Below are 26,054 nucleotides of genomic sequence, written 5' to 3' on the forward strand. Positions count from 1 at the left end.
TTCCCGCAGATGACCCCGGAGGCCCCATCCATGTTTCGTCCCGTTGTGCGCACCGCACTGACGCTTGCCGTCCTCGCTTCAGCCGTCGCCTGCAGCACCGACGGAGAATCCGGCGACAACGGTGGACAGGGTTACACGCTGCGGATCGGTGCGACCTCCCCGACCGGAACGCCCGCGGGCTCGCTCGGCTGGGGCGACAAGGAGGGCATCCTCACCGAGGAGCTCAAGTCCGCCGGAGTCGACAAGATCGAGTACTCGTTCTTCCAGTCCGGCAGTGATGTCGCCTCGGCGCTGATCGCCGGCGCGGTCGACGTCGCCGCCATCGGCGACAACCCCGCCCTGCGGGCGCGCAGCCGTGACCCGAAGGTCGTCCTGCTGGCCCTGGATTCGATCAACGGCGATGCCTGGCTGGTGGGCGCCAAGGGTGGCCCGACCGACATCGCCGGCCTGGTGGGCAAGAACGTGACGGCCCCGCAGGGCACCATCCGGGACCGGGCCGCCAAGCAGCTGATCGAGGCGGCCGGCCTGTCCGACAAGATCCAGGTGCGCGACGTGCCGACCCCGGAGTCCATCGCCGGACTCAGCTCCGGGCAGATCGACGCCACCGTGGTGACCGGCGCCAGCGCGATCGAACTGCAGGACAAGGGCTTCCCGATCATCGACAGCCTGTCCAAGCACGGCTTCGGCAGCACCGGCACCAACATCGCGCTGACGTCGTTCACCGACCAGCACCCCGGCTTCAAGGAGGCGTGGCAGAAGGCCATCTCCGCCGTCAACCGCGACATCATCGAGAACTTCGACGACTACGCGGCCTGGATCGCCAAGACCGACGACACCAGCCTCGAGAGTGTGAAGAAGTCGACCAGCATCGACGAGTTCAACACCGAACCGTTCCCCAAGCAGGGCGTCGAGCAGCTTGAGGCCGCCTACAACTTCCTCAATGCCGACGGATCGCTGGAGAACGAGTACTCGGTACAGGAGTGGGCGGGAGCGCAGTCATGACCGCCGTCGACGCTGCGGTCCGTCTCCACCCGCCGGTTCCGGCACCCGAACTGATCGACGTCGTCGCGGGGCATCGCCGCCGGCGGAGCCTGTGGGCGCGAATTCCGCGCCCCGTGCGCCGGATGGTCAGCCCCGTGCTGATCCTGGCGGTGTGGGCCATCGGTTCGGGCAGCGGACTGCTCAACCCCGATCTGTTCCCCTCCCCCGCGCACGTCGCGGGCACCGCGTGGCGCCTGCTGAACGACGGCCAACTCGCCGTCCACGTCGGGGCGTCGGCAACCCGGGTCATCACCGGTTCGGTGCTCGGCATTCTGATCGGTGTCCTGCTCGCTGTGCTCGCGGGCCTGACTCGCACCGGCGAGGACCTGCTCGACTGGACCATGCAGATCCTCAAGGCCGTACCGAATTTCGCGCTCACGCCGCTGCTGATCATCTGGATGGGCATCGGTGAGGGCCCCAAGATCGTGCTCATCACGACCGGAGTCGCGATCGCGATCTACATCAACACCTACTCGGGCATCCGCGGCGTGGACCAGCAGCTCGTCGAGATGGCGCAGACAGTTCAGGCTCGCCGTTCGACCCTGATCACCCAGGTGATCCTGCCCGGCGCGATGCCGAACTTCCTGATCGGACTTCGGCTGGGCCTGTCCAGCGCGTGGTTGAGCCTGATCTTCGCGGAGATGATCAACACCACCGAGGGCATCGGCTACCTGATGTCACGCGCCCAGACCAACCTGCAGTTCGACGTGTCGCTGCTGGTGATCGTGATCTACGCGGTCGCCGGTCTGCTGTCGTACGCGCTGGTGCTGGTTCTGGAGCGGCTGCTGTTGTCGTGGCGCAACGGCTTCGACGGGTTTGAGGGCCGGGCGTGAGCGCGCCGGTCGTCAACGTCCGAGGGCTTCGGCGCGCGTTCGGTGCCCAGCAGGTGCTCGACGGCGTGGAGCTCGACATCGCCGACGGCGAGTTCGTCGCGATGCTGGGCCGCTCCGGATCGGGCAAGAGCACGCTGCTGCGGATTCTGGCCGGCCTCGACGATCAGGCCGAGGGATCGGTGGTGGTGCCGCGGTCGCGGGCCGTGGTGTTCCAGAGCCCACGACTGCTGCCGTGGCGGCGCGCGCTGGCCAACGTCACCTTCGCGCTGCCCGGCGGCGGCCCGGATTCGCCCACTCGCACCGCGCGCGGGCAGGCCGCACTCGACGAGGTCGGCCTGGCCGACAAGGCCCGAGCCTGGCCCCTGTCACTGTCCGGTGGTGAGGCGCAGCGGGTTTCGTTGGCCCGCGCACTGGTGCGCGAACCCGACCTGCTGCTGCTCGACGAACCGTTCGGCGCCCTGGACGCGCTGACCAGGCTCAAGATGTACCGGCTTCTGCACGACCTGTGGGCCCGCAGGCACATGGCGGTGCTGCACGTCACCCACGACGTCGACGAGGCGATCCTGCTGGCGGACCGTGTCGTGGTGCTCTCCGGGGGTCGGGTGTCCCTGGATCGTCGGGTGGACCTGCCGTTCCCGCGGACCCGCGGTGACGAGGGCTTCGGCGAGCTGCGCCGGGTGCTGCTGGCCGAACTGGGCGTCAAGGAGGAGGTCGGGCATGACCTCAGCCGGTGACCTCGACGTACACAGCACAGACGTCCTGGTGATCGGCGGTGGCCCGGCAGCCACCTGGGCGGCGATCGCCGCCACCGAGAGCGGCAGCCGCGTCACCCTGGTGGACAAGGGTTACTGCGGCACCAGTGGCGCCACTGCCGCCGGCGGCAACAACCTGTGGCTGATCCCGCCCGGCCCGAGGCGGGAGGAGTCCATCCGGGAACGTGAGGCGGCCGCGGGCGGTCTCACCGACGCCGAGTGGATGCTGCGGGTGCTGTCCTCGTCGTGGGAGGGCATCGAACGTCTGGCGCAGTGGGGTTTCCCGTTCCCGGTCGGGGACGACGGCAATCAGCTTCGCAGCAGTCTGCAGGGTCCGGAGTACATGCGCCGGATGCGGCGCAGGGCCCACCGAAGCGGGGTCCGGATCCTCGACCACCACCCGGCACTCGCGCTCACCTCCGACGAGGACGGCGTGGTCAACGGCGCCACCGGCGTCGCCAGGCAGGACGGCGGGCGGCCATGGCGGATCACCGCGGGGGCGGTGGTCCTGGCCAGCGGCGGCGCCGCGTTCCTGTCGGGGAGCTTCGGCACGAATGTGAACACCGGTGACGGCCTGTTGATGGCAGCAGAGCTGGGCGCCGACCTGTCCGGCATGGAGTTCTGCACCGCCTACGCACTGGCACCGGAATGGGGTGTCCACACCAAGGGACGCATGCTGCAGTGGGCCAGTTTCTACGACGAGCAGGCCCGTCCGCTTCCCACCGAGCTCGGCCTGGGGGGACGCGGGGATGCGCAGCGGGCGCTCATGCGCGGGCAACGCGTGTTCGCCAGGCTGGACCGCGCCCCCGAACACATTCGCCAGACGATGCGGGAGGCCCAGCCGAACTACTTCCTGCCCTTGGACAAGGCCGGCATCGACCCGTTCGTGACGGCCTACCCGGTTCGCATGGTCTATGAGGGGTCGGTCCGCGGGACGGGCGGTCTTCGCCTGCGCGGGCCGGACTGTGCGACAACGGTTCCCGGCCTGTTCGCGGCGGGTGACGCCGCGACCCGGGAACTGATCACGGGTTCCATCAGCGGCGGGGGCAGCCACAACGGTTCGTGGGCCATCGCGTCGGGCACCTTCGCGGGCCGCGGTGCGTCCGAGTTCAGTCGGAGACGCACCGCCGGTGTGGCCGTCGAGGTCGACCGGGTGGGGCTGCGCCCCGGGCGGCACGACGCGCCCACCGTCGACGAGGTGGCCGCCGCCGCCCAGGCCCACGTGCTGCCGCCGTTCCGCAGCCACACCAAGTCCCAGGACAGGCTGACCGAGTCCGCGGATGCGCTCGAGCGGTTGTGGCGCGACATCGCGGACGGGCTGGCCCCCCTGCCGCCGCGCGAGTCCTACAAGTCGAGGCAGGCCACCGCGATGGTCGCGACGGCCCGGTGGATCACCGCGGCGTCATTGGCACGCCCGGAGAGCCGGGGCCTGCACCGCCGTGAGGATCACCCCGACACGGATCGCCGATTCGACCACCGAATACTGGTCGGCGGGCTCGACGAGGTCTGGTCGCGGGCCGATCCCGTTGCACCGCAGGCCCTGTCGTCGGAGGCGGTCGCATGATCGAGATCGTCAGTGCCACGGCCTGCATCGCCTGCGACGTCTGCGTCAAGGTGTGTCCCACCGATGTCTTCGACCGCGGCGCGGACGGCATCCCGGTGATCGCCCGTCAGTCGGACTGTCAGACCTGCTTCATGTGTGAGGCGTACTGTCCCGTCGACGCGCTGTACGTCTCGCCGGTCTCGGCCCCGGTGGGGGCGGACAGCCCGCACGCCGACGAGGACACCGTGGCGCGCGCCGGCCTGCTGGGCGGATACCGCGAAATGGTCGGCTGGGGTCGCGGCCGAACCCTCGGTTCACTGCTGGATCGCAACCCACTTCTGAAAGCGGTTCCGCCGCTGCCGCAGTCACGGCTGCCCGTTCCCGCCCAGGTGGTGGACTCGCCGTGGAATCACAGTCCGACTACGCCACCGGCATCCCTGTGACCCCACGCCGGGTGACCGGCAGAGCCTGCACCACACACCTGGACTCCGCAGGCGTGGGAGTAGAGTCCAACACCTGCATGAAAGCTGTTCGCCCACAGGAGGACCCATGAGTGACATGGACGTTCGGATGATCATCCTGTCCACCGATGACCTGGATGAGTCGATTCGGTTCTACAGCGAGACGCTGGGGATGAAGCTGAAGTTCCGGGACGGCGCCCACTTCGCGGCACTGGACGCCGGTTCGGTGACGCTCGCGCTCGCGACTGCGGTGGACCACCCGATCCCGGGCCAGGTCGTCGTCGGGATCAAGACCGATGACGTCGACGCCGCCGCGAAGGCCATCGAGGCCAGCGGTGGCGGAATCGTCAAGGGCCCGTACGACGACGCGCACGAACGCCGCGCGGTGGTCTATGACAACAAGGGCAACGGCCTGGTCTTCTACAAGCCGCTGGCCCGCTGATTCGTCAGTCGTCGACGTCGACCTGGGCCGCGAGCGCCGCGGCCCGGTCGGCGTTGGCCAGCAGGCGTGCCTGCCGCGTGGGCCACCAGAACACTTCGAGAATCAGAAGCACCAGGTAGATCACCGAGGCGACGGTGTTGCCGAGCGATCCGTTGACCGCGTCCCACAGCGCCGTGCCGACGGCCACCAGCAGCAGCAGCGCGATCAGCCAGCGCCACCGAATGCCCCGCTCGGCGGCCGCGTGCATCCCACGGGCGTAATCGCCGACCGCGGGGGCCAGCGCGGCCGCGCTCACCGCGGTGCCGCGGCGGGCGGCCTGGACCACCTCGACACGCTGAGTCCCGCTCAGTTGCAGGGACCCTGGCCAGTACCGCGCCATCCGTCGCGGCATCCAGATGCCCGCGCCCACGCCGAGAACGACGACGACGATCACGGCAGCCCACAGCATGCCGGAGTCCAGCCACGCCAGAAACCCGAAGAACAGGCCCGCGCTGACACCGACCATCACCCCTCGGCTGACGGTCCCCCCTCGCCACACCGCGGCCGGCAGGCTGACCACCCGGTGATTATCCCGCCCACGGGCCTCCCGCGCGGGTGAATTCTCACTGGTCGACGACCGGGAACAGCAAGTCACCGTCCTCGGGCGCGCCGTCGGTGCTCCCCTGTCGGCATCATGTGAAGCGATTGCCATCGCGGCGAGGCTTGAACAGTGGGATCGTCGATTCATCCCGCACTCCGAGCCAGGGAGACCGCAGATGAGCACTTCGCCCGACTATCCTGCGGCCCCGGCGGCCCGCGGACGGATCGAACCGTCGCCGCGACGGGTCCGCGGCTACTACGGTTCCGACCTGGTGTTCGACACCGTCGCGGCTCGCTACGTCTGGGAGGTGCCGTACTACCCGCAGTACTACATCCCGCTGGCCGATGTCAGAACCGGTGCCCTGCGCGACGACGACCACCCGCAGCGGGTGCAGTTCGGTCCGTCCCGGCTGTTCTCGGTGGTCGGCGCGGCCGGGACGGCCGAGGCCGCGGCACGGGTGTTCGACGCCGGCGAGGGACCGTTCTCCGAACTGGTGCGCTTCGAGTGGGACGTGCTGACCTGGTTCGAGGAGGATGAGCCGATCTATGGCCACCCCCGCAATCCCTACGCCCGGATCGACGCGCTGCGCTCTCATCGCCACATCACGGTCACACTCGGCGGCGTGCCACTGGCCGACACCCACGCTCCGGTCCTTCTGTTCGAAACCGGCCTGCCCACAAGGTATTACATCGATCGCACCGATGTGAGGTTCTCTCATCTGGAGCCCTCGAACACCCAGTCACTGTGCCCGTACAAGGGCGTCACGTCCGGATACTGGTCCGCGCGCGTGGCGGACACACTGCACGAGGACATCGCCTGGACGTACAACACGCCCCTGCCTGCCGTCGCACCGATCGCCAACCTGATCGCGTTCTACAACGAGAAGGTGGACATCACCGTGGACGGGGTGGCCTTGGACCGGCCGCGGACCCAGTTCAGTCCGCCCACCGGTTCCGGGGATTGAGCCCGCACCCAGCGCTGAAGCAGATGACGGCGGACTCCCGCCGAACCTGGGCGCTGCCCGGTCGGATTGCGAGGTCAGTCCTCTGGACGAACGTCGTGCAGCATCGCCATGGTGTCGGCACGCAGCAGCTCTTCGGCGGTGTGGTTGAGCACGATGCGACTCCTGCTCGGCGACAGCAGGATTGACAGATAGTGATGGGGCTGTTGGTCTCCGGTGAAGGCGAGCCGATTGACCCGTAGGACGGGTGCGCCGATGGCCAGGTCCAACAGCCGGGCGTTGCGAGGTCCGGCGATCTCGGCGGTGATCTCGTGCTGCACCCGCTGCACCACGAGTCCCACCTCGGCCAGCAGTTCATACATCGCCGTGTGGGCCAGCCTGTCGGCGGTGATCGTCTCGGCGAGCTCGGCCGGCAGCCAGGCCTCGGTGACGATCAACGCCTCCCCCGTTCGGCGTTCCCGTCGCACCCGCAGCGTGTGCAGCATCCGCCCGGTGACCCCCAGCCTGCCGGCGACGATGTGCGGGACGTCGCTCAGGGAGCAGTCGATGACCTCAGCATCGGTTTCGAAGTGCACCTGGCGCAGCTCATCCATGTAGGACCGGGTGGACGCCTGACCGGCGCGCGGGCCGAACTCGCGCACGAACGACCCGACGCCCTGCCTGCGGGTGATGTAACCCTGGTCGGCCAGGTCAGACAGCGCCCGCCGGACGGTGATGCGGGAGACGCCGAACTGTTCACACAACTCCTGCTCAGTCGGCAGCGGGTCGCCCGCCGTCAGCGCACCGCGCTCGATCTCGTCGTGCAGGACGAGGAACAGCTGCCGGTGCAGCGGCACCCCCGCCGCGGTGGTCACCGTCTCGGGGACGGCGGGACGGCCCCGGCGGATCATCGGTGCGCCGCCCGTTCGAGAGTGATCACTGCGCCGCCCCTTGTGATTGAGCCTTCCCAAATCGCGAGTTGTCCTATTAATATAACAACAGAACGTCCAGTTGGGGACTGATCGAGGGGGCGTGTCTTGAGCCTTTCAGAGCACCACGGAGCGGCCGATCCGAACGGTCGGCACGAGATTCCCGCAGGTCAGCGCGCCCCGGACCAGACCCTGATGGCCGCCGCCGTGGAACACCTCTCCCCTGAGCATCGCGCCCTGCTGCGCCGGTCGTTCTATGAACACTCGACGACGGAGCAGATCGCCACGGAGTGCCGCATCGCCGAGGAGGCGGTGCGAGCCCGCCTCCACTTCGCGCTGCGGGAACTTCGGGCGATCGTGCAGGAGATGGTGACCGAGGCGACGCCGCCCGCACCCCAGGTACAGCCGTCCTCGATGTTGCGCACAGTCTGTCCGCGGCGTTGGGTGGCCAACCTGACCGGCGGCCCCCGCCCCGCCTGACCGCCGCAGTTACGCCGTGGCCTTCGCGGAGTGTCGGTTCACCCAACTCCGAGCATCCTTGGCCGCACGCGACAGCGCGCAACCCTCTCCGATGTAGGAGACGAACGCGCCGAACCCGGGCAGCACCCCGAGAAGGCGGGCCGGCCCCTGCGGCTGGGGTCGTTTGGCGACCTCATCGCCGATCGCATCGAAGAGACCGACAAGCCGCCACAACGCCTTGGCGATGCCGACAGGGGTACGCGAGACCGGTTCCGCCGGTTCGGCGGCTGGATCATCGGTGCCCGTGCCGACGCCACTGAGGTCACGATCGCAGAGCACCTCCGCCAGCAGTCGGGCCTGGCAGGCCGGGTCGGTCACACCGAGTTCGCGGGCCACCGCACACAACACGATGGCCTGACTGGCAAATCCCAGAAGGTCCTGGATCGGCAGTGTCCGGCCCACCGCGCCGAGGACGCCGGGAAAGGCCACCGCGACCGTGCTCAATGCTCCGACCCGGCGCACCCACCACCGGATGCGGTCATCGACGTCGAGGCGGTCCCACGCCGAGGTGCCTGGGACATCAGCCGCGTTCAGCGCCCACGCCAGCCCATCAGCCACCCTGTCCAGCGGTCCGTCGTCGAAATCTGGGGTCCGGCGCTTCACCCGCAGCGGGTCTGAACCCAGCGCGTCGAGCAGTGGATTGATGATCCGGACGGCACGGCGCAGGGCGTCCTCGACGTCGGCGTCGCTGATCGTCACCTCGGGAGTGGGCAGGAGATTCACCCACCTATAATGTCCACATCCAGACGCTGAGCAAACATCGGCACGCTGTGGTGTGCACCTCAGCGGGGATCTCGGGCTGCTTGGAGCCCGCCGATATGGCCACCGCGGTGACGGCGGTGACCTTGGCCGTCGGTCCGCGGCCGCGGGTTCACCTCGGCAGCGCCGGTGGCTCAGCGCGGCGTGGGTTCGGCGATCTTGACGAGCATCTTGCCGATGTTGGCGCCGTTGAACAGACCGTTCAAGGCGTCGACGCACGATTCGATGCCGTCGTACACCGTGACGCGGTGGCGGAGCAGATCCTGCGCCTCCCACCCGCGCAGCGCGGCGAACGCCTCGTCGAAACGGCCCCACTCGTCGAGCGCGTTGAATCCCTGCATGGTGGCGGTCTTGGCGAGCAGGTTGACGTAGTTCTCCGGGCCGGGATGCTCACCCGTCAGGTAGCTGGAGATCACACCGCACAGCACGACTCGCGCCTTGGGCGCCAACCGCCCCAGCACCGCGTTCAGGATCGGGCCACCGACGTTGTCGAAGTACACGTTCACCCCGCGCGGGCAGTGCTGCTTGAGCGCCGCGGGCACATCCTCGGTTCGGTAGTCGATGCAGGCGTCGAAGCCGAAGTCGTCGACCACCGCGCGGCACTTCTGGGCGCCACCGGCGATCCCGATCACCCGCGCGCCCGCGATCTTGGCGATCTGACCGGCGACCGAACCTGTGGCGCCGGCGGCGGCTGACACCACGACCGTGTCGCCGGGCTGCGGTCGGCCGATGTCGGCCATGCCGAAGTAGGCGGTCGCACCGGTGGGACCGTAGATGGCCATCACGGCCGTCTGGTCCACGTCGTCCATCCCCGTCACCGGGGTGCAGAACACGTCGTCGCGGACGATCACGTACTCCTGGAACCCCGTCAACGTCGTGACCACATCGCCGACGGCGTACGCCGGGCAGTTCGAGGCGACGACCTCGCCGATGCCGGCCGCGCGGATCACCTCACCCAACTGCACCGGCGGCAGGTAGCCCGGCTGGTCGTTGAGCCAGGTGCGCGCCGCCGCGTCGATGCCCACGTAGGTGGTGCGGACCAGGGCCTCCCCCTGCGCGGGTTCCGGCGCGGCGGTGGTGACGAGTTCGGTGTCCTCGGGCCGCACGAGTCCGCTGGGGCGCCGACACAGCCTGACCTGGCGGTTCTTCAACTCCGACACGGCCTCGAAACTACCCAAGGCTCTGCGCCTTTCGCGGCGAATGGAGGAGATTGCCGGCGACACCGGAATTACGCTGGGGCGGTGTCCCGCATCCACCTCGCCGCATACCTGGCCGCACTGGCGTTGGTGAGCGGCTGCGGCGGCGACTCGGCGCTGCCCGATGCCGCGACCACCGAGGTGCACCAGGATCGGCCCGGCGATTCGGCGCACCTGGCGGCGGTGCGCCTGGCCCGCCACGACGGGTATGACCGGTTGGTGCTGGAGTTCACCGACCGAGTGCCGGGTTACACGGTCGGTTACCGGCCGCTGCCCGCCTACGCCGACGCCTCGGGTGAGGAGATTCCGCTGCCCGGGGCCAACGCACAGCTGCAGGTGACGCTCACCCCGGCGACCGCGGCCGGCTGGACCGACGGTCCCGTCACCTATTCCGGGCCGCCCACCGTCACGGCCGACACCACGGTGGTCACCGCGGCCAAGTCCGCGGGCGACTTCGAGGCCGTGCTGACCTGGGTGGTCGGCATGCGTGCGCAGGTCCCGTTCCGGGTCGACGTGCTCGGCGGACCGCCGCGTCTGGTCGTCGACGTGCAGCACCTCGCGTGAACGACCCTGCCCGATCGGGTGGCCACGACCTGCCCCGAACGCCACCCACCGCCTGCACCGTTGCGATGCAGGCGGTGAGTGTGCATCAGGGGGTTACCCGAGTGCCCCGAGGATCTGCTGCAGGATCGCCAGGATCGCTCCGAGGTCCAGCGGCGTGTCGTCCAACAGACCCGTCAGACCGCACAAGAGATTCCCCAGCAGATTGCCGGGGCCCGACTGCGCGGTGATGTTCAAGTGCACGGTGTCGAGATGGACAACCAACCCCAGCAGGTCCAGGTCAAGCGGACCCAGGACCAGATCCAGGATCTGGCAGCTCGCCGTGGTCTGCGCCAGATTCACCGGAAGCGCCACGCCCGACTGGGACACATCCTGAGCGGCTCCCTGCCCGGTGTTGGACAGCTTGCCGGTCAGATCACCGACCGCCACGAGCTGCTCGCCACGCTGCTCGAAGCTGTTGACCGTGAACTTGCCGTTGAAAACGGCGCCGTTGTCGGCCTTTCCATGGACCGTGGTCGTCGTCTTGTTGCCCTGCACATCAGGTGGTGCACCCGAGGCCGTGCCCACTCCCGACACCAGTACAGCCGCGGCGAGGCTGACGATGACACTCACGCACATCGTCAACAGCCGGGCCACGCTTGAACTTCTTGTTCTCAACATCAGCCATTCCCTTCATGCTGGGAAAGCAGCGATCCGGTTACCCCGACCCCCCATACGTCGCACCGGCGGCGGAATCGGTCCGCCCTGTGTGACTGGCACACCTGCTCCCCGTGATCAGGCTTCTCAGTTCCGCGCGCGATCAAACAGAAATTTGCTGAAATTACGATTTGGTCATAAACTACTTGGTAGTTCTAATTAGCTGATGCGTAAATTATTTGCGGGAAGCCGCTGATTGGCGATCTGCTTATATATCGCTCGTCGCATCCCCACGGTTACTGGACCCGTGAAGAGGCTGGCGTCAGGCAGGCCATGCAGTGGAGGATCGGCGGCTCACGGTTGAAGCGTTGCGGGGAGTCCGCCCGGCGGTGGGCGCCGGGCAGACTGCACCAATCGCTTCAGTCCCGCGCATCCGACGGATCGGCCCGCCTGGTCGGCCTGCCGGACTGGCCGTCAACCGATCGACGATCCGCTTGACGACCGCCTTCGCACGCGCACCGGGTGCATCCCGCACGTCACCGGCAGCGGTCCTGGACGCCGCCGTGATTTCCGCTTCGCCTCAGGCCTGGTATCCGCGTCGGCCCGACCGCCAGTCCTTCCAGGCGAGCCCGGGATCCTCCCTCGCAGGTTTCGGAACCACGGGATCGATTGGGCCAGGCTCGATCTCAGCGACATCGAGGGACGGGGCAGGCAGTGCGCCGTCGGCCTGGCCGACTGCGGGATCGCCGATCCCGGGCGGCGCGGTGCCAGAACGGACGAGTTTCGGTGATGTCCTCGATGGCATCCACTGCAGGCCATCGGGGACCGGGCGGTTGCCGTCGGGCTCGATGACCGCCGCAGACAAGCGGATGCTCGGACCCACCCATGATGAGCGCGTTGGTGGCCAGAAGTTCGATCAGGGACGGCAGCGGCGCCGCCCATCCGACGAGCAGGGCGGCGACCGCTCCCCCCCGCCATCCCCAGCGAACACGACCGTGTACGCATAGCCGACACCCCCCGATGGCAGCTATCACTTCACTGGTTGCCTGGCTGGGGCGTCACTCCCCCTCTGCGACGCCTCATGTCCGAGACAGAACGATCCTCCCACCGTCTGTACAGTGCGTACCGCATTTTTGTCGCATTCACGGAGATTAGTTACCTACGCAAATACTGCTTGCCATCGGATTCTCAGCAATGCCCTGATTACGGCACGCAGGGCCACTTGGTTAAGCCTCAGATCTCGCGCCAGGTCGGTGAGATGTGAGCGTCACGCACGGTGAGATGTGCAGTGTGACGCCACGCAACTGAGCCGGGGTGTCCGTCGTCGCCGCCGTGCCCTCGGCCAGTTCGCGCCGCATCCCTCGGATGCGCTCGTCATGCTCGTCCCGTCAGACTTCCCATCTGTTCGTTGCGGCGTCCACATCCGCACTTTCCGCCTTGATCGGATCACCTGCATTTCACCCGCACCGGCCGCCGAGAAACCCTGCAGAATGGCCCCCGACACTGCCGGCCACGACGGCGAAACGCCCAGAGCAGTGCCTCGCGCCGGTGACGACAGAAACTGCCATCAGTGCTGCGGGACAAGGCTTCTGGAGTCAGAAGAAACTTCTGGTGTGGGCCGCGATGCAGGCGTAGCATCGATTTCACGACGGGTTCGGGAGTGACTGATCCGAAGAGTCGGCGAAGAGATGAAAGCCGGCCGCGTTGGAGATAATGAGACGCGCTCAACGTTCTCCCGGGCCCGCCCTGTGCGTTCAGGATCAGGTCAGAATCCGGTCCTCGACGTCGGCGCGGTCCGGCACCTCCTGCAGCAGGGCTGAGGCGCCACCGCACGTCTTCCACGCCGCCGCCCACGTCATCGCCAGCGTGTGCGCCCCGAGCACCAGCACGTCGACCGTGTCATGTGCCCCTCGCCAGTGGTCGACACTGCCGTTTCAGCTCCCAAGTCATCCGCCGCCGGCGCCGAAGGCGGCCACGAACGGGATCCTTCGCGCCCACTCCGGGTGGTCGATCAGCGGGTTGCGGTTGCCCTGGATCTCTGCCACGGCCGCGTTGCGGTGAAGCTCCCACTCACCCGCGGGCTCGGCCTCGTGCCAGTCCAGCAGGAGGGGCAGCCGATCGGGCTGCAGTTCGCGGGCCTGATCACCGATCACGCCGGGGTAGCGCACCAGGAAGTACAGGGTGGCCCGCGCGACCGCACCCTTGCCCGCGCTGGGCTCGAACCGGCCCGGTTCCGATCTGCCACAGTCCAGCATGTGAGCCCGGTCGGCTTCCGGGAAGTCGAAATAGGGCGTATTCCCCCGAAAGCTGTTGCAGCGCACTTCACAGGCGAACAGGTGGTGCAGGTCGCCCCGCATGGGTTCCGCCTTGGCGAACGACGACTGCGGCACCACATGCTCGCAGTTGAACGGCAGTGCATCCGCCACCTGAGCCGCCGCATCCTGCGCGTCGATGTCACCATCCTGAATGCGCAGCTGCTGAAGTGCAGCGGTTCGGGCCGCCGCGATCTGGGCGTCTGCGCGGATGAAGTCCTCGGGGTCAAAGGCCTTGCCGGAGTACACCGACCGAAGCCTGCGGTCGGGATGAAGATCCACCCACGGATAGACCATTCGCGCCGGCGCGTAACGCGGCCGGTTCGTGTGCGTCCGAAGCACCAGTGCGTGCAGGGCGTCGAGAAGCGCGGCGCCGGAACGATCCGGGTCGATGTCGCTGTAGTAACGCTGCGCCTGTTCCGCGTCGGCGGCGGCGTCGTAGTACGTTCGGGCCTCGTTGGCCTGAAGGCTGGCGATTCCCTCATCGAGGATCGCCTGATCCAGTTCCGGTTGCTGCGCGTCGATGAAAGTGACCATCGCCGTTCCTCCCCGTGATCGGTCCGCGGTCAATCTGAGCCTAGGTTCGGCCGGCGCTGGGGCATCGCGTAGTGCGGTACCCGACCATGAGGGTGGGGGTTCGGCGGCCGGAGGACTCCAGACCGCCGGTCCCGGAGTGCATTCCGCCGCCTGCGTTGCGTAATCGCGTGCCGGACAGGCCTTCCAAAGGCGGAGAGCCAGCGCCCCGACACGTGTCGGACAGAGATGCGGCCCGCGGGAGTGAAGCGACATTGACTCACCCCCGCGGGCCACACGCACCAGCCCGGCCCTCAGTCAGACGGTCACGCGACGGGACGCGACCAGTCCCCCTTCGGCGTACCCGTCGACCCGCAGGACCTGTCCGGCCGTCGCGCCTTCGACCTCGATGCTGATCTGATCTGCGCCGACATCCTCCGAGGTCAGCGGACGGTCATCCAGTGTGAGGTCGACCCGATCGGCGCCCTCGGCATCGACCGTCACCGTCAGCGTGCCCCCGGCGATCGAGGTGGCAATCGCCAATCGCCGCACCGGCATCGAGGCCAGCAGCTCCCCGGCCGCATTCAGCAGATCGACGTTGTTCGCCAACAGGTCGTCACGGGTCAGTCTGTGGACGACGTCGGGACGCACGCCCAGATCCTCGACCGGGGTCCCGGACAGTTCGCCGACCCGCAGCGTTCTCCGGATCGACACCCGCATATTGGCGCCGTTGGGCAGCGGCCGGTATGGCGACGAACTGTCCGCCGGCGTGGGCTCCTGCAGCAGCTGAGTCAGCAGCGCGTGCGTCCAGACGTTGGCACCGCCTGCACCGGTGTTCTCGTCGACTCCGAGGATCCTGCCCACCGCGTGATCGGCGAAACCGGCCGCGAAGATGTCGGTGGCCGAGTAGCAGCGGGCATCGGTGATCAGCACCACTGGGCCGCAGTACGTCTGACCGATGGCATTCGCGCCGTCCTCGGGTGTGATGGGCCGAGCCGCCGAGAACGTGGCACCCGTCTCGGTGGCCATGTCCAGCGACTCCACCCAGGGACGCAGCCCGATCCGGGGATCGTCCTTGTGGCGCGCGCAGATCCGCAGGTTCAGCGGCGTGCTGATGAACTGCACCGGTTCGGGCGAGATCCTCCTCGGCGTCATGGTCTGCAGGGTGAACTCGCTGGCCAGGATGCTGCCGCCGCCGTTGTCGCGGACGTCGACGATCAGCCCGTTCTGTGGCAGTTCCGCTGCGAGCCGGACGAACTCATCTCGGAATGCCACCGGATCGGGGACGGCGAACGTGAAGATCCGCAGATGCCCGAAGGTCCCGTGCGCCGTGTCGACCGTCCTGGCACGGAACACCCCCGGCATGGACGTGGGCAGGTCCGCCCCTGCGACGGCTGCCGGTTCGTCGAGCACAGCAGACGTCATGCCGCCCTCGAGTTGGATCACCTCGGGGACGTAGAGAAGCTTGTTCGCCCGGGTCTTCTCATCGGAATCCAGATCGAGTCCCATCGACAGGGCGTTGCTGCTGACGGCGTTGAGATCGTCGGCCATGGGCTGGTTCTCGATGACCCTCCACTGTTCGCGAAGCTCCTGTGTGGAACCGTCCAGCCCCTTGTAGGTCACCGTGACCCACTCCTCGTCGGGAGGAAGCTGAATGACCAACGGTCGCAGGGTGAGTGAATCGAGGCCGCGCGCCAGGTTTGCCGCGTCGTTGCTACCGGCGAACCGCGCGCCATTGAGCGCGACCGCACGCTTGATGGGTGTGCCGTTCCAGTGCGTCACCTCGGCCCCTGGCCCGAACTGCGGAGCACTGAAACCGTTCCGGACCCGGGTCACGACGTAATGCTCGTCGTCACCGTCGAAGTACTTCTCAATACTGAACGGCAGGAACGCGATCCGGCCGGCGAACGGCGCGGGCAGCAGATAGTTGGTGTGCAGATCCCGCATCGAATGGAAGATGCTGGACATCTCCTTGTGGAAGATCCACTCCTTCGACATCGTGGCAGTGGTCTGGCGATCCATTCGGCTTCGCATGAGCCGCAACCGCTGCAACGGGTTGACCGCGTGCATCGCGATCTTCAACGGCAGGTGGACGTAGTTCTGTTCGAGCAGCACCAGCGCCTGCTCGACGAGTGTTTTGCGCTGCCCCAGGGTGAGCCCGCCCGCCCCCTCCAGGAAGGTCGACAGCGGCATCTCTGAATTCTGCAGGGTCTGTACCGCCGCCCTGGTGGCCGCCTTTCTCGTCCGGGACGTGACGGAGACCCTTCTGGTCCGCCGCGTTGCCGCCGTTGTTGCCATGATCTCCCCCAACATTCGGGCAGGCCCCCCAGCCTGCGCTGCGTCTGTTCTGTACCGTCACCCCCGCGACCGGTCAGGATCCACATTCGACCTCGACGGCTGTGTTGGCGTGCGTAGTCGACTACCTCTTCTCAGCCCTGCATAGCCTCGTGAATCCTTTTGGCCACCACAGGATCACCGAGGTAGCCGCTGATGCCATGCCGGTTCTGCGTGGGATTGTCGACGTCGGTCTTGTTCTCGATGGCGGGATTCTCGGGGTTGATCCGGAAATGCTCGGCATCCAACGGAAACAGCGACACCACGTCACGGGGATCCATCGCGTTGAACCACGCCGACGCACACTCGGGCGTGCGGTTGGCGCCCGCCCCGATCACCGCCGGAGCCAACTTCTGGATCGCGTTGACCGCCAGCGGTGACCCGACGGTGACGAACAGCGGCACCTTCCACTTTGCGGGTCCGCCCTCGAACTGCGGGCCGCCGAATCGCCGCAACACCGTGTAGGCCACCACGCTGCCCAGCGAATGGCCCACGACGACGCTCTCGGCACCGTCGGTCATCGCCTTCTTCACGCCGTCATCGATCTTGCGCCGGATGGGGTCCTTGGTCAGGTACTCGAAGACGTCGAACGTGGCGAGCGCGATCGTGGCCGCGCTCAACTCAGGCCGGGTGTCGAGCTTCTGCAGGACCGCCCGCACCCACGGCCAGTTCAGCGGCCCCTTCTCGGTGAAGTGTGCGTCCGCGGCCTCCTCGACCTCGTCGTCGCTGATCTGGTATTTGGCCCGGACCTGGTCGAACACCGACAGCAGGAACCTCTTGGCGGCGTCGTCGTCAGGTCCGTCGCCCTTGAGGATCACCTCCGCGACCTCGTCCGGAGACTTGCCGTGCGCCATCTGGTCCAGTGCGTCGCCGTAGAACGGGAAACGCACTCGGTCGGCGTCGATCGGCGGCAAGCCGTTCTGCGCCAGGCCCTTCGCCAGATCGTCGACCCACTCCTGCTTGAGCTTCGCCGGATCCCTGCCCTGCTGTGCCCGTCCGTGGATGAACACGAGTTCTCTTGACATGTTTTCCCTTTCGAGTGGCTGATGGTCTACTGGTCGGCCACCTCGGCGGCCACAAGCAGGTCGGTCGCCCCGGCGTCGAACACGGTCCACAGCGACGGCAGCAGCAGTTCTCGTAACTCTCCCAGCGTCGTGTCCTCCCCCGGGCCCAGTGTCGGGAGCAGGGGCCATCCCTGACTGAGCAGCGGAAGTAACGGCGCGACCGAACGCCGGGCTCCCCCGTCGCGGAGCCGGCCGGCCAGCAGTTCCACGTCGAACAGCGAGGCCGCGGCTGCGTCGAGATCCTCGGCGAGTTCGGCGGCCGAGGGCTTGCTGCCGAGCGCCTGAGCGGCATAGGCCGCGTAGACCGCGATCACCGGATCCGTTGGCGCAGCACCGGCCAGCGCCGTGGCCACCTGCAGGCCATCGGTGGCCACACCCGGTCTCCCGTGCCGCGCACCCGCCGCCACGACGGCACGCACCTGCCGCACCGGGGTGTCGGCGCCGCCCGCGCGGGGTTCGAGAGCCAGCGAAAGGATCTCCCGGTCGCGGATCAGCACGTCGGTGATGAATCCGGGCACGATGGGCAGCGCGGCCACGGTGTCGTTGTCGAATTCGACGACGACGCTGAGCTTCTCGTCGCCCGGTTGGGACCGGATGATCCGATTGCGGCGCGCGACGGCGACCGATGCATCGCGGCAGTGCACATTCGTCGGCGTCGCCCCCCGGATCCTGACGACCGTCGTCCGGGGATCGCGTGCGCGGGCGAACGGTTCCGCGATCTGCGCGACATGCGTGGCGAAGTCCCTGGCACCCGGGGCAGGTGCCTCGGCGGCGCGGGCGACCTCCTCCTCGAACGCCTGGGCGTCATCCGCGACGCTGCGCAGCAGGGCATCCGCGATCTGCGTGACGGTTCGGGCCTCGGCCGCGGGGATCCGCGCATCGGGGAAGAACACACCGCCCATGTCGGGCAGTCCGTGCGGCGGGCTCAGGATCGCACCACCCAATGCCGGTCCGATTCCCGCGACGTCGAAATCCAGTCCCGGTGGCGCCATAGGGGGTTGTCCCTGGAACCTGGCGAGCCAGTGCAGATTCGCCGTTCCGAACTGCACCTCGAACGCCGGGGTCTGGTCCTGGCTGATGTTCAGGTCGATGAGCCGGTCGGCGACGGCCTGTTCAAGGTAGACCCCAAGCTCACCGGAGTACAGGTACCGCGCGGAGTCCCCCGCCGCCTGGGCGGCGGTCAGGATCGAGACGACCTTGCCCTGCAGGGCATCGTGCAGCACTTCGGTGTAGATGCCCTGGGCGGCCACGGTGTTCACCTCGAGGGCGGCCTGTCCTGTGGTGCACGCGTAGAAGACGTCGACTCGGCGGTTGGGAACCGGCAGCGGGTCGTTGGGGAAGGCCGAAACCCCGGTGAGCCGCTGCCCCTGCAGATCACGGGCCGGGGTGCGGCACGCATCGGAGATGATGACGACGTGCGGCGTCCTGCCGCTGCGCGCGTCCAGGGTGGACATGAAGACGCTGATCGCCGCGCTGCCCTGTTGTGGCGCCCGGGACAGCAGCCACGTCTCGGAGTGGTCGACGATCATCCCGTGGCCGGAGAAGTACAGGATCAACTGCTCGACACCCTGATCGATCACCGCGCGGACGGCGTCGATGATGCTGTCAGCCGTGACGACCGCGCCGTCGGCGTCGGTGATCAGATGCGCGAGCTCGGGTGCGATCGCGCCCTGATCCGGTGCTGTCGCCCACTCATGCATCTGCTTCGCGCCGGCCGCGGCGGCGTTCAGCGTCGGCAAACCGCCACCGGTGGTCCTGTCCACCCCGACGAAGATCCCCCCGCGCACCATTGCGGCTCCGTTTCCTTCTCCCCCGACCACACGTGCCCGTCATTGTTGCCCGCCCCTGCGGCATCGGGCCAGGGTTGCGCCACCGCCACGGCGGGTTCGAGTAGCCGACTACGCATACACGGCGCTGGGACCGCAGGGCCATGACGGTGCCTGGCGGCGACGACGAGATCGTCGCCCCGATCGCGACTTTGGCCGTCTGCGTCGGATCGCTCAGAGGTCCAGCCGCCGCGCCCCTGGTGGTCTCATCGGCGCCGTGCCCGCCACAGCGCGGACACCGCCGCGACGCCCACCGACGTCCCGACAGCGAGCGCGAAGACCGCGAGCACCAGGTGCCGCGGGCGCTCCGAGGCGATGAACGCCGCGAGTTGCGCGCCGCCGGCGATCAGGGCCAGCACCGCGAAGGCCGCACCGAGCAGGGCCAGCGTCCTGTGCGGCATGGCTGCACCTCCTGTCGGCTTCCAGGGCAGAGACGACATACCCGGACAGCGGAATGTCCACCCCGGCGGCCCTCGCGACAGCCATGCGGTTCCAACAACCTGGCCTGCCCCGGCGCGCCAGCACGACGATTTGACCACCTCCGAGAGATGATGCGGGTGTGACCGATGGTGCGAATGTGACCAACGTTGACCCGGCGCCTACGGTGCCCACCGAGTCTGCCGAGGCTCAGGTCCGGGCGGAGGCGGCGCCCGTGACGTCGCAGGCGGACCCAGGTGAGGCGCCCGCTGCTGCGGCTGGGCCTGTTGCCGCGGCGGCGCCTGATGCGGCGGCGCCGGCCGCGGCGGCGCCGGCCGCGGCGGACAAGCGGACGTGGTCGATGCCCAAGGCTCCGGTCACCCGCCAGCAGGCCGACCAGATGGGCCGGGCCTGCATCAAAGCCGCCTCAGCGCTCGCACGCGTCCTCGCCGCCCTCGCCCGAGCCGGCGTGCGCATGGCTCGCCAGATGTGGCGGACGATCGAGGCCGTGCCGCCTGCGCTGCGACTGTTCGTCGTCACGGGCGTCGGCATGCTGCTGGGTGTCGTCGGCTCGATCGCGCTGCAGAACGCCTTCGGGTTGATCTGCACGGTGGTGGTGGTTCCGCTGTGCTCGATCACGCTGGGCGTACTCGGACACCGTTGGTACGCCGGACTCGCAGGCGCGTCGGCGCAGCGGGCCGACACCAGCGTTGTCAGTCCGATCGCCTCGGACCTCCAGCGCTCAGTGGAGTACGTGGACAAGAAACTCGCCGTGGCCCTCACCTCGATGGGCAGCGAACGGCACCAGCAGGCCCTGATCGCCCTCTTCCAGGCCAAGACCGCCGTTGAGCTGACGTTGGGAACCGAGAACGACTCCGCGAATCCAGTCGATCTGGCGCAGGCCTCCGACGACCGTGCGCTGCGGCCGCGGATCCGCGTTGGTTCGACATCGCCTCTGCGGGAGAGCAATTCCCTGGCGGCATCATGAGCGGTCAGGCCATCACAGGACAGGTCGCGCTGATCGAGGACGATTACACGCTGGTCCTCAACCGGGGCGCCGAGGCGGGCGTGACACCGGGGATGGTGTTCGCGGTGCACACCGATTCTGGTCAGGTGATCACCGATCCGGAATCCGGAAGGGAGCTCGGAAGACTCAGCCGGGAGGCGCTGCGGGTCCGGGTGTTCGACGTGCACCCGCTGTTCGCACGCGCGCACACCTTCGTCAGGACCGACGACTTCCATGGTCTCCTCAACATCCCGTTTGTGGAGGAGAACGTCGTGACCGTGAACGTCGGCGACCATGTCGCACTCGTGCACGACGACGCGACGCTTTATTCGTCGGAGCGCAACGCGCAGTAGCCGCTCGGATGTCGTGACCGCCACTCACTGGTTGTCGCAGGCGACTCCGTCGCCGTCCCGGTCCAATTCGTAGATGTCGTCGCCGATCACGCTGATGGGACCCGCGACATATTCCGGCCCATTGCCGCTGCCGCCTGCGCAGTCCACATCGCTGGCCACCGGGACACAGCCCGAATAGTTCGAGTCGCACTCCCCCTGCTGCGACATCGGCGGACGTGTCCACGTCGCCTCGTTTGTTTCAGCGGCAGACAGCGGTCCAGCACCAACGCTCAGAGCCACCCCGATCAACACTGTTGTCAACACCCCCATGCGGCCAGACACTAGATCGAGCGGCCGGTGTGGCGCCGAAGATCAATGAAACGAATTCATGACGCCGGCTCCGCCCTCTCCGCCGGCGATCCGCGCCTTACAACTCAGACAGCGCCGCACGCAGCCGACCGTCGAGATCGCCCCTGCCGCCGGCGTACATCGGACCCGTCCCGTCGGTGAGCAGGCGGCGCAGCCGGGCCATACCCATCGCGCTGACCGGCAGCGGTGAACGCAGTCGCTGGACCACCGCGTCGATTGCATCCTCGGCTGCAATGACATTGGCGCGATGCACCGCAACTGTCGCCGACTGGACGGGGCGGGATTGACGCGCTTGTACAGACACCCGGCGCAGTGTCCGGACGACGACACAGCGCTCACGATCTGAGGTGAGACGCGCCGCGTGCAGACTCAGTGCGGTCCCCGGCGCCACAGTGCATCCAAACGCCAGGGTCTCGTCGAAGCGACCGGCGAACAGCCGCACCATCAGCCGATCGCGCCACGAGACTTCGTCAGCAGTGCGGACGGCCCGGCGGCCGTCGGGCGGGACCAGCGATTGAGTGGGCATGTGAATCTTCCTTCGAATAACTGATTTTGGACCTTGCATCAGGGCGTCGATGACGGCCGACTGCAACAGAACCAGTCAACGCGCGGTGGGCTCGAGGGAGAAGGCAGAGATTCTCCTAGGTGCAATACGGCCATCCTGTGAATACACTGTGATCGTGCCGAAGGGGGCCGATCCGCTGGCGGAGTTCCTCCGCACATGCCGCGGCAAGATCCAACCCGACGATGTCGGCCTGCCTCGCGGCAGCCGTCGCCGGGTGTCGGGTTTGCGCCGCGAAGAGGTGGCGATGCTGGCGGGAATCAGCACCGACTACTACCACCGGATAGAGCAGGGCCGGGAACGGCCGTCGGATCAGGTGCTCAACGCGTTGGCCAGAGCGATGCGGCTGACGCCCGACCAAGCCGCCCACATGTGCAATCTGGCGACCGACAACTCTCTTGTGCCACGGCCGAATCGGCAGGTGCACCCCGCCCTGCAGGACCTCCTCGACGGCTGGACGCACAGTCCCGCCCACATCCACGACGTCAGTACGACCGTCATTCTGACGAACCCTCTCGCCGCGGCCCTCTCGCCGAGCTTCGCCCCCGGATCGAGCCCCCTGCGCAGCCTGTTCCTTGACCCCGGCTCGCGTGAGTTCTACCGCAATTGGAACGGTTTGACGGCATGGGCAGTGCGGTGGTTGAGGTCGTTCGTCGGCGACCATCCCGATCCGAGGTTGCACGCCCTGATCGACCAACTGAACACCAGCAGTGAACGGTTCCGCACCCTGTGGGCGGAATACGACGTCAAGGGCCACGCCAGCGGACTGCTGCTGCTCAACCACCCCATCGCCGGACCGCTCGACCTGTACTTCCAGCATCTGACCCTGCGCGGAACCCAGAACACCATGGTGGTCTACTGGGCCCAGCCCGGAACCCCATCGGTGGACGGGCTCAACCGGCTGAGGGATCAGGCCTGACTCCGTCAGACCGACATCGCCAGGACGGTCATCGCCACCGCCACCAGCGTGGTAGTGGTGATCATGGAAATAATTGAGCGCCAGAATAATCCGTCGTCAGAATTCATTCGGTTGGGCACCATTCCATCGTCACAGCCTGCTCGGCGCGCAACCAGGTCGAAAAACTACCAGCACCAATCCAGCCGGCCACAGACATGACAGAGCCCCGAAACTGCTGTGCAGGCTGTGGATTGGCGAGAGGACCAGCCGTGCAAGCAGTTTCGGGGCAGCTTAGGCGGCGTCAGATCGCCACGGTCTCGATGACCGCGAATGCGCCGACTCGGCCGACGGCGGTACGGCGAAGTCCCGCCGACTCGAAGAGAGCGTCGAACTCAGCGATGTCGCGCTCCCGCCCACCTGTCATGACGAGCATGTTCATATCCATGATCGGCGCCAGGCCCGGATCGCCCAGTTCTCCGACAGCGTGATCGACGACGATGATGCGCCCCGCCTCCCGCAGCGACGCCCGGCAGTTCTTCAGGATGCGGATGCTCGCGTCGTCGTCCCAGTCGTGCAGCACGTACTTGAGCACGTACAGGTCAGCGGGCGGGACGGAGTCGAAGAAGTCGCCCCCGATCGAGGTGAAGCGGTCCTGCAGCCCGTCCCGGCGGGCGGCCTCCTGTGCGTCGGGCACGACATGCGGCAGATCGAAGACGCCACCGCGCAGGGCGGGGTTGGCCCGCATCATCGCCCGGATCACTTCGCCGTCCGCACCGCCGATGTCCAGGGCCCGGTGCACGCCGTCGGTGTTGACCATCTTCGCGATCTCGACAGCCTCGGGCGCACTGAGGTTGGACATAGCCTCGGTGAACGCGGCCGCCTCGTCAGGACGCGTCGCGTAGTAATCGAAGACTGTGTGGACCCCGAGCGCCGCTTTCGTCTGCCTGTCTCCGCTGCGGACAGCCTCCGAAAACCGCCCCCAAGGCAACCAGTGACCAGGAGCGGCTTGGGCGAGGGCCATGCCGCGCAGCGATTTTGGGTCACCTTTGAGCAGGGTGTTCAGCAGTGGCGTACCAGTGAAGTGCACACCGTCGGAGGACGTCACCAGACCAAGTGACGCGCAGGCCCGAAACAGGCGCCCAGTGGCCTCCGGATCTATGGCCTCGAGTTCGGCAATCGCATGGGGCGTGTCGATGCCGGCAGTCAAGTGGTCTGCCAGATTGAACGTCGCAGCGGCACAGACGATCTGGGTCACCCAAAACCCGGTCACCATAGCCATCATCTGGTCGCGATCCGCGTCCGTGACCGGCGTCGGATTCGTGGCCCGCATGGTGACCGGAAGCTCCTGCAGGCTTCGCATCAACGTGCTCGGACGGTACGTGAGGGGGCCTGCGGACGCCAGCCGGATGTCGTCGTAGCGGGACAGCAGTCGGTCGAGCGCGATCTCGCCCTCCATCCTGGCCAGCGGCGCACCCAAGCAGTGGTGGATTCCGTGTCCGAACGCGAGGTGCCGGTTGTCCGGTCGCGACACGTCGAACAGATGGGGGTCATCGAAGCGCCGCTCATCGCGATTGGCGCCGAGCAGACCGATCAACACCACTTCGCCCGCGGGAATCACGATGTCGCCCAGGGGTATCGGATCGGTGGTGAAACGCACTGTGGCGGTGTTGAGTGGGCTCTCGTAGCGCAGAATCTCCTCCACGGCAGCCGGCAGCAGCGATCGGTCGGCACGCACGGCGCGCAATTGGTCCGGGTTCCGCAGCAGCGTCAGGACGCCGTTACCGATCAGGTTCACCGTGGTGTCGTATCCCGCGATGATGAGCAGGAACGCGGTGCCCAGCAGTTCCTCCTCCGACAGTCGGTCACCGTGATCACGCTGATGGACCAGCTTGCTCAGTATGTCGTCGCGTGGGGTGCCGCGTTTGGCCGCGACAATCGTCCGCAGCAGCGCGGTCAGTCCGGCACGCACAGTGCTCAGCTGATCCTGATCGTCGCTGGTGAAGATCGGAGTGACGAGGGACATGAATTCGTCTCGCGCGCTGGGAGGCACGCCGAGCAGTTCGCCGATCACGCGGACCGGGAGGGGTTGGGCATAGGCGCGCATGAGGTCGACGTCGCCTTGGACGGCGATGTCGTCGAGCAGTTCGTCGGCGATCCGCACGATGCGCGGGCGCAGGCTTTTGACGGCCTGGGCGGTGAACGCCGCGGAGACGAAGCGGCGGAGACGAGTGTGGTCCGGCGGATCCCTGAACAGCATGTTGTTGCCCAGAACGGACCCGATGGAGCGGTCCGCACTGGGCGGGAGCAGCCGAGTTGCCGTCGGCCCGTCTTTCTTAAGCCTGGGGTCAGCGAGGAGGGCGCGGGCCTCGTCATACCGAGTCACCAACCAGACCCGGGCCCCGCCCCACATCAACACCGGCTCGGCAGGGCCCTGCCGGCGCATCCGCTCGTAGACCACATGCGGGTCCTGGATGAATGAGTTGTCAAGAGTCAGCATGTTTTCGGGCCTGCCTAGGTCGGGATCGGAACGTACCCAAACAAGCGTGTCGGCCGTCTGCCCGCATAACCAGGGTGAACTGTTCCTAGTCTCGGGGGTGCCAGGACGAGCTCCACTGCGCCGGGCGGTCCGATGAGGCACAGTGAGTTTTATCGGGCGATCCGCGCTGTGCTTCCGCGACTCCGCATTCGGCGACTCCGTGACTTCGCGTCTCTGCGACTCCGCGACTATGTTTCATCGCAGACACGACGCGCCTCGGGGCCTGGATCAGTACGTGTCACTCCGGCCACTCGGCCACCTGAATTTTCTTTTGCCCCTTAGGTTTCTCCTGTCACATCGCGATGATTTCTGTCGGTGGGTCGAACTAGTGTTCGGGTATGACTCCGGCTCTGGCGACTGGCGAGGACGTGCTCAACGCCCTTGCCGACGTCGCCGCCGCGCAGGAGAGACTCGCCGCGCTGCCGGTCGACGGACTCACCGCCACCGAGGTCCTCCACGTCCTGGACGTCCGCCAGAAGTTGGCCTGGGCTGATGCGGCCGTCGACCACAAACTCATCACCCGGCTGCAGGAGTGCGGGCCCGACGAGTTGGGTGGGGACACGGTCGCCAAGGTCCTGACGCACCGGCTGCGGATCCCGGCCGAGGAGGCCCGCCAACGCGTCGCCGACGCCGAAGTCCTGGGACCACGACGGGCGATGACCGGCGAGGTGCTGGAACCGGTGCTGCCGAACA

Annotated in this window: 27 protein-coding genes; 13 read left to right on the top strand and 14 right to left on the bottom strand. The window is 67.5% G+C overall.

The genetic code is table 11. From position 1 onward, the window contains the following. Positions 1-30: 30 nt before the first annotated feature. From A5727_RS13110 to A5727_RS13135, 6 genes are all read left to right on the top strand, one after another. Positions 31-1,002, top strand: a complete 972-nt coding sequence (locus A5727_RS13110; RefSeq protein ID WP_068249751.1) for an ABC transporter substrate-binding protein — start codon at positions 31-33, stop codon at positions 1,000-1,002. Next, a complete protein-coding gene (locus A5727_RS13115) occupies positions 999-1,874 on the top strand; it encodes an ABC transporter permease (protein WP_068249749.1) in 876 nt (291 codons plus the stop codon). The genes A5727_RS13110 and A5727_RS13115 overlap by 4 nt, the downstream gene beginning before the upstream one ends. Next, the gene (locus tag A5727_RS13120) at positions 1,871-2,608 is read left to right on the top strand and encodes an ABC transporter ATP-binding protein (RefSeq protein WP_068249702.1); all 738 of its coding nucleotides are present in this window, start codon (positions 1,871-1,873) and stop codon (positions 2,606-2,608) included. Before A5727_RS13115 ends, A5727_RS13120 begins: the two co-directional genes overlap by 4 nt. After that, complete coding sequence (locus tag A5727_RS13125; RefSeq protein WP_068249704.1) at positions 2,592-4,190, top strand: FAD-binding protein; 1,599 nt, start codon at positions 2,592-2,594, stop codon at positions 4,188-4,190. Before A5727_RS13120 ends, A5727_RS13125 begins: the two co-directional genes overlap by 17 nt. Then, entirely contained in the window at positions 4,187-4,612 is a 426-nt protein-coding gene (locus tag A5727_RS13130) for a 4Fe-4S dicluster domain-containing protein (protein WP_068249706.1), read from the top strand. The genes A5727_RS13125 and A5727_RS13130 overlap by 4 nt, the downstream gene beginning before the upstream one ends. Before the next feature lie 106 nt (positions 4,613-4,718). Further along, entirely contained in the window at positions 4,719-5,072 is a 354-nt protein-coding gene (locus tag A5727_RS13135; RefSeq protein WP_068249708.1) for a VOC family protein, read from the top strand. Positions 5,073-5,076: 4 nt separating this feature from the next. Here the strand turns inward: A5727_RS13135 and A5727_RS13140 are convergent, their stop codons facing one another. After that, positions 5,077-5,631, bottom strand: coding sequence for a hypothetical protein (locus A5727_RS13140; RefSeq protein WP_068249710.1), 555 nt, complete (start codon positions 5,629-5,631; stop codon positions 5,077-5,079). Positions 5,632-5,827: 196 nt separating this feature from the next. On the opposite strand from A5727_RS13140, the gene A5727_RS13145 reads away from it, so the two are divergent. Then, on the top strand, positions 5,828-6,616 hold the full coding sequence (locus A5727_RS13145; protein ID WP_068249712.1) for a DUF427 domain-containing protein: 789 nt from the start codon (positions 5,828-5,830) through the stop codon (positions 6,614-6,616). Positions 6,617-6,690: 74 nt separating this feature from the next. Here A5727_RS13145 and A5727_RS13150 read toward each other — a convergent pair whose 3' ends face one another. Further along, positions 6,691-7,503, bottom strand: coding sequence for a GntR family transcriptional regulator (locus A5727_RS13150; protein ID WP_068249714.1), 813 nt, complete (start codon positions 7,501-7,503; stop codon positions 6,691-6,693). 126 nt (positions 7,504-7,629) lie between these two features. On the opposite strand from A5727_RS13150, the gene A5727_RS13155 reads away from it, so the two are divergent. After that, complete coding sequence (locus A5727_RS13155; protein WP_157521364.1) at positions 7,630-8,001, top strand: sigma factor-like helix-turn-helix DNA-binding protein; 372 nt, start codon at positions 7,630-7,632, stop codon at positions 7,999-8,001. 9 nt (positions 8,002-8,010) lie between these two features. On the opposite strand, the gene A5727_RS13160 is transcribed toward A5727_RS13155, so the two are convergent. Both A5727_RS13160 and A5727_RS13165 read right to left on the bottom strand, forming a co-directional pair. After that, a complete protein-coding gene (locus A5727_RS13160; RefSeq protein ID WP_068249718.1) occupies positions 8,011-8,763 on the bottom strand; it encodes a hypothetical protein in 753 nt (250 codons plus the stop codon). A gap of 170 nt (positions 8,764-8,933) precedes the next feature. Beyond that, positions 8,934-9,959 carry an NADP-dependent oxidoreductase gene (locus A5727_RS13165; protein WP_068249720.1) on the bottom strand — a complete coding sequence of 342 codons (1,026 nt, stop codon included), beginning with the start codon at positions 9,957-9,959 and terminating at the stop codon, positions 8,934-8,936. An 81-nt stretch (positions 9,960-10,040) separates the two neighbouring features. Between A5727_RS13165 and A5727_RS13170 the strand changes: the two genes are divergently transcribed. Further along, the gene (locus A5727_RS13170; RefSeq protein WP_082949779.1) at positions 10,041-10,559 is read left to right on the top strand and encodes an AMIN-like domain-containing (lipo)protein; all 519 of its coding nucleotides are present in this window, start codon (positions 10,041-10,043) and stop codon (positions 10,557-10,559) included. A gap of 93 nt (positions 10,560-10,652) precedes the next feature. Here A5727_RS13170 and A5727_RS13175 read toward each other — a convergent pair whose 3' ends face one another. The 7 genes from A5727_RS13175 to A5727_RS13205 all read right to left on the bottom strand — a co-directional run bounded on the left by A5727_RS13175 (position 10,653) and on the right by A5727_RS13205 (position 19,642). Beyond that, positions 10,653-11,192, bottom strand: a complete 540-nt coding sequence (locus A5727_RS13175) for a hypothetical protein (protein WP_082949780.1) — start codon at positions 11,190-11,192, stop codon at positions 10,653-10,655. A 1,760-nt stretch (positions 11,193-12,952) separates the two neighbouring features. After that, positions 12,953-13,081, bottom strand: a complete 129-nt coding sequence (locus A5727_RS28380; protein ID WP_286150099.1) for a hypothetical protein — start codon at positions 13,079-13,081, stop codon at positions 12,953-12,955. Between the two features lie 57 nt (positions 13,082-13,138). Beyond that, positions 13,139-14,041, bottom strand: coding sequence for an endonuclease I family protein (locus tag A5727_RS13185; RefSeq protein ID WP_068249724.1), 903 nt, complete (start codon positions 14,039-14,041; stop codon positions 13,139-13,141). A gap of 294 nt (positions 14,042-14,335) precedes the next feature. After that, positions 14,336-16,210, bottom strand: a complete 1,875-nt coding sequence (locus A5727_RS13190) for a S41 family peptidase (RefSeq protein WP_197507655.1) — start codon at positions 16,208-16,210, stop codon at positions 14,336-14,338. A 236-nt stretch (positions 16,211-16,446) separates the two neighbouring features. Further along, positions 16,447-17,376 carry a hypothetical protein gene (locus tag A5727_RS13195; RefSeq protein ID WP_157521365.1) on the bottom strand — a complete coding sequence of 310 codons (930 nt, stop codon included), beginning with the start codon at positions 17,374-17,376 and terminating at the stop codon, positions 16,447-16,449. A 26-nt stretch (positions 17,377-17,402) separates the two neighbouring features. Continuing rightward, positions 17,403-19,205 carry a caspase family protein gene (locus A5727_RS13200; protein WP_068249728.1) on the bottom strand — a complete coding sequence of 601 codons (1,803 nt, stop codon included), beginning with the start codon at positions 19,203-19,205 and terminating at the stop codon, positions 17,403-17,405. Positions 19,206-19,447: 242 nt separating this feature from the next. Beyond that, positions 19,448-19,642 (bottom strand): hypothetical protein, encoded by a 195-nt coding sequence (locus A5727_RS13205; protein ID WP_068249730.1) that lies wholly within the window; start codon positions 19,640-19,642, stop codon positions 19,448-19,450. A gap of 176 nt (positions 19,643-19,818) precedes the next feature. Between A5727_RS13205 and A5727_RS13210 the strand changes: the two genes are divergently transcribed. Continuing rightward, positions 19,819-20,646 carry a hypothetical protein gene (locus A5727_RS13210; RefSeq protein WP_231992062.1) on the top strand — a complete coding sequence of 276 codons (828 nt, stop codon included), beginning with the start codon at positions 19,819-19,821 and terminating at the stop codon, positions 20,644-20,646. Continuing rightward, entirely contained in the window at positions 20,643-21,017 is a 375-nt protein-coding gene (locus A5727_RS13215) for a hypothetical protein (RefSeq protein ID WP_068249733.1), read from the top strand. Before A5727_RS13210 ends, A5727_RS13215 begins: the two co-directional genes overlap by 4 nt. 24 nt (positions 21,018-21,041) lie before the next feature. Here A5727_RS13215 and A5727_RS28140 read toward each other — a convergent pair whose 3' ends face one another. Beyond that, positions 21,042-21,224, bottom strand: a complete 183-nt coding sequence (locus tag A5727_RS28140) for a hypothetical protein (RefSeq protein WP_231992063.1) — start codon at positions 21,222-21,224, stop codon at positions 21,042-21,044. A 199-nt stretch (positions 21,225-21,423) separates the two neighbouring features. Beyond that, positions 21,424-21,891: a hypothetical protein gene (locus A5727_RS13225; protein ID WP_231992064.1), complete on the bottom strand. Its 468-nt coding sequence runs from the start codon at positions 21,889-21,891 to the stop codon at positions 21,424-21,426. Positions 21,892-22,045: 154 nt separating this feature from the next. Here A5727_RS13225 and A5727_RS13230 point away from each other — a divergent pair, with 154 nt between their 5' ends. Then, positions 22,046-22,846 (top strand): helix-turn-helix domain-containing protein, encoded by an 801-nt coding sequence (locus A5727_RS13230; RefSeq protein ID WP_068249761.1) that lies wholly within the window; start codon positions 22,046-22,048, stop codon positions 22,844-22,846. A gap of 280 nt (positions 22,847-23,126) precedes the next feature. On the opposite strand, the gene A5727_RS28145 is transcribed toward A5727_RS13230, so the two are convergent. Beyond that, positions 23,127-25,322, bottom strand: coding sequence for a cytochrome P450 (locus A5727_RS28145; protein ID WP_082949782.1), 2,196 nt, complete (start codon positions 25,320-25,322; stop codon positions 23,127-23,129). A 377-nt stretch (positions 25,323-25,699) separates the two neighbouring features. Between A5727_RS28145 and A5727_RS13240 the strand changes: the two genes are divergently transcribed. Continuing rightward, positions 25,700-26,054: DUF222 domain-containing protein (locus A5727_RS13240; protein WP_157521367.1), on the top strand; the 355-nt coding region annotated here is incomplete at its 3' end.

The sequence above is a fragment of the Mycobacterium sp. ACS4331 genome (assembly GCF_001667265.1).
Taxonomy (GTDB): Bacteria; Actinomycetota; Actinomycetes; order Mycobacteriales; family Mycobacteriaceae; genus Mycobacterium.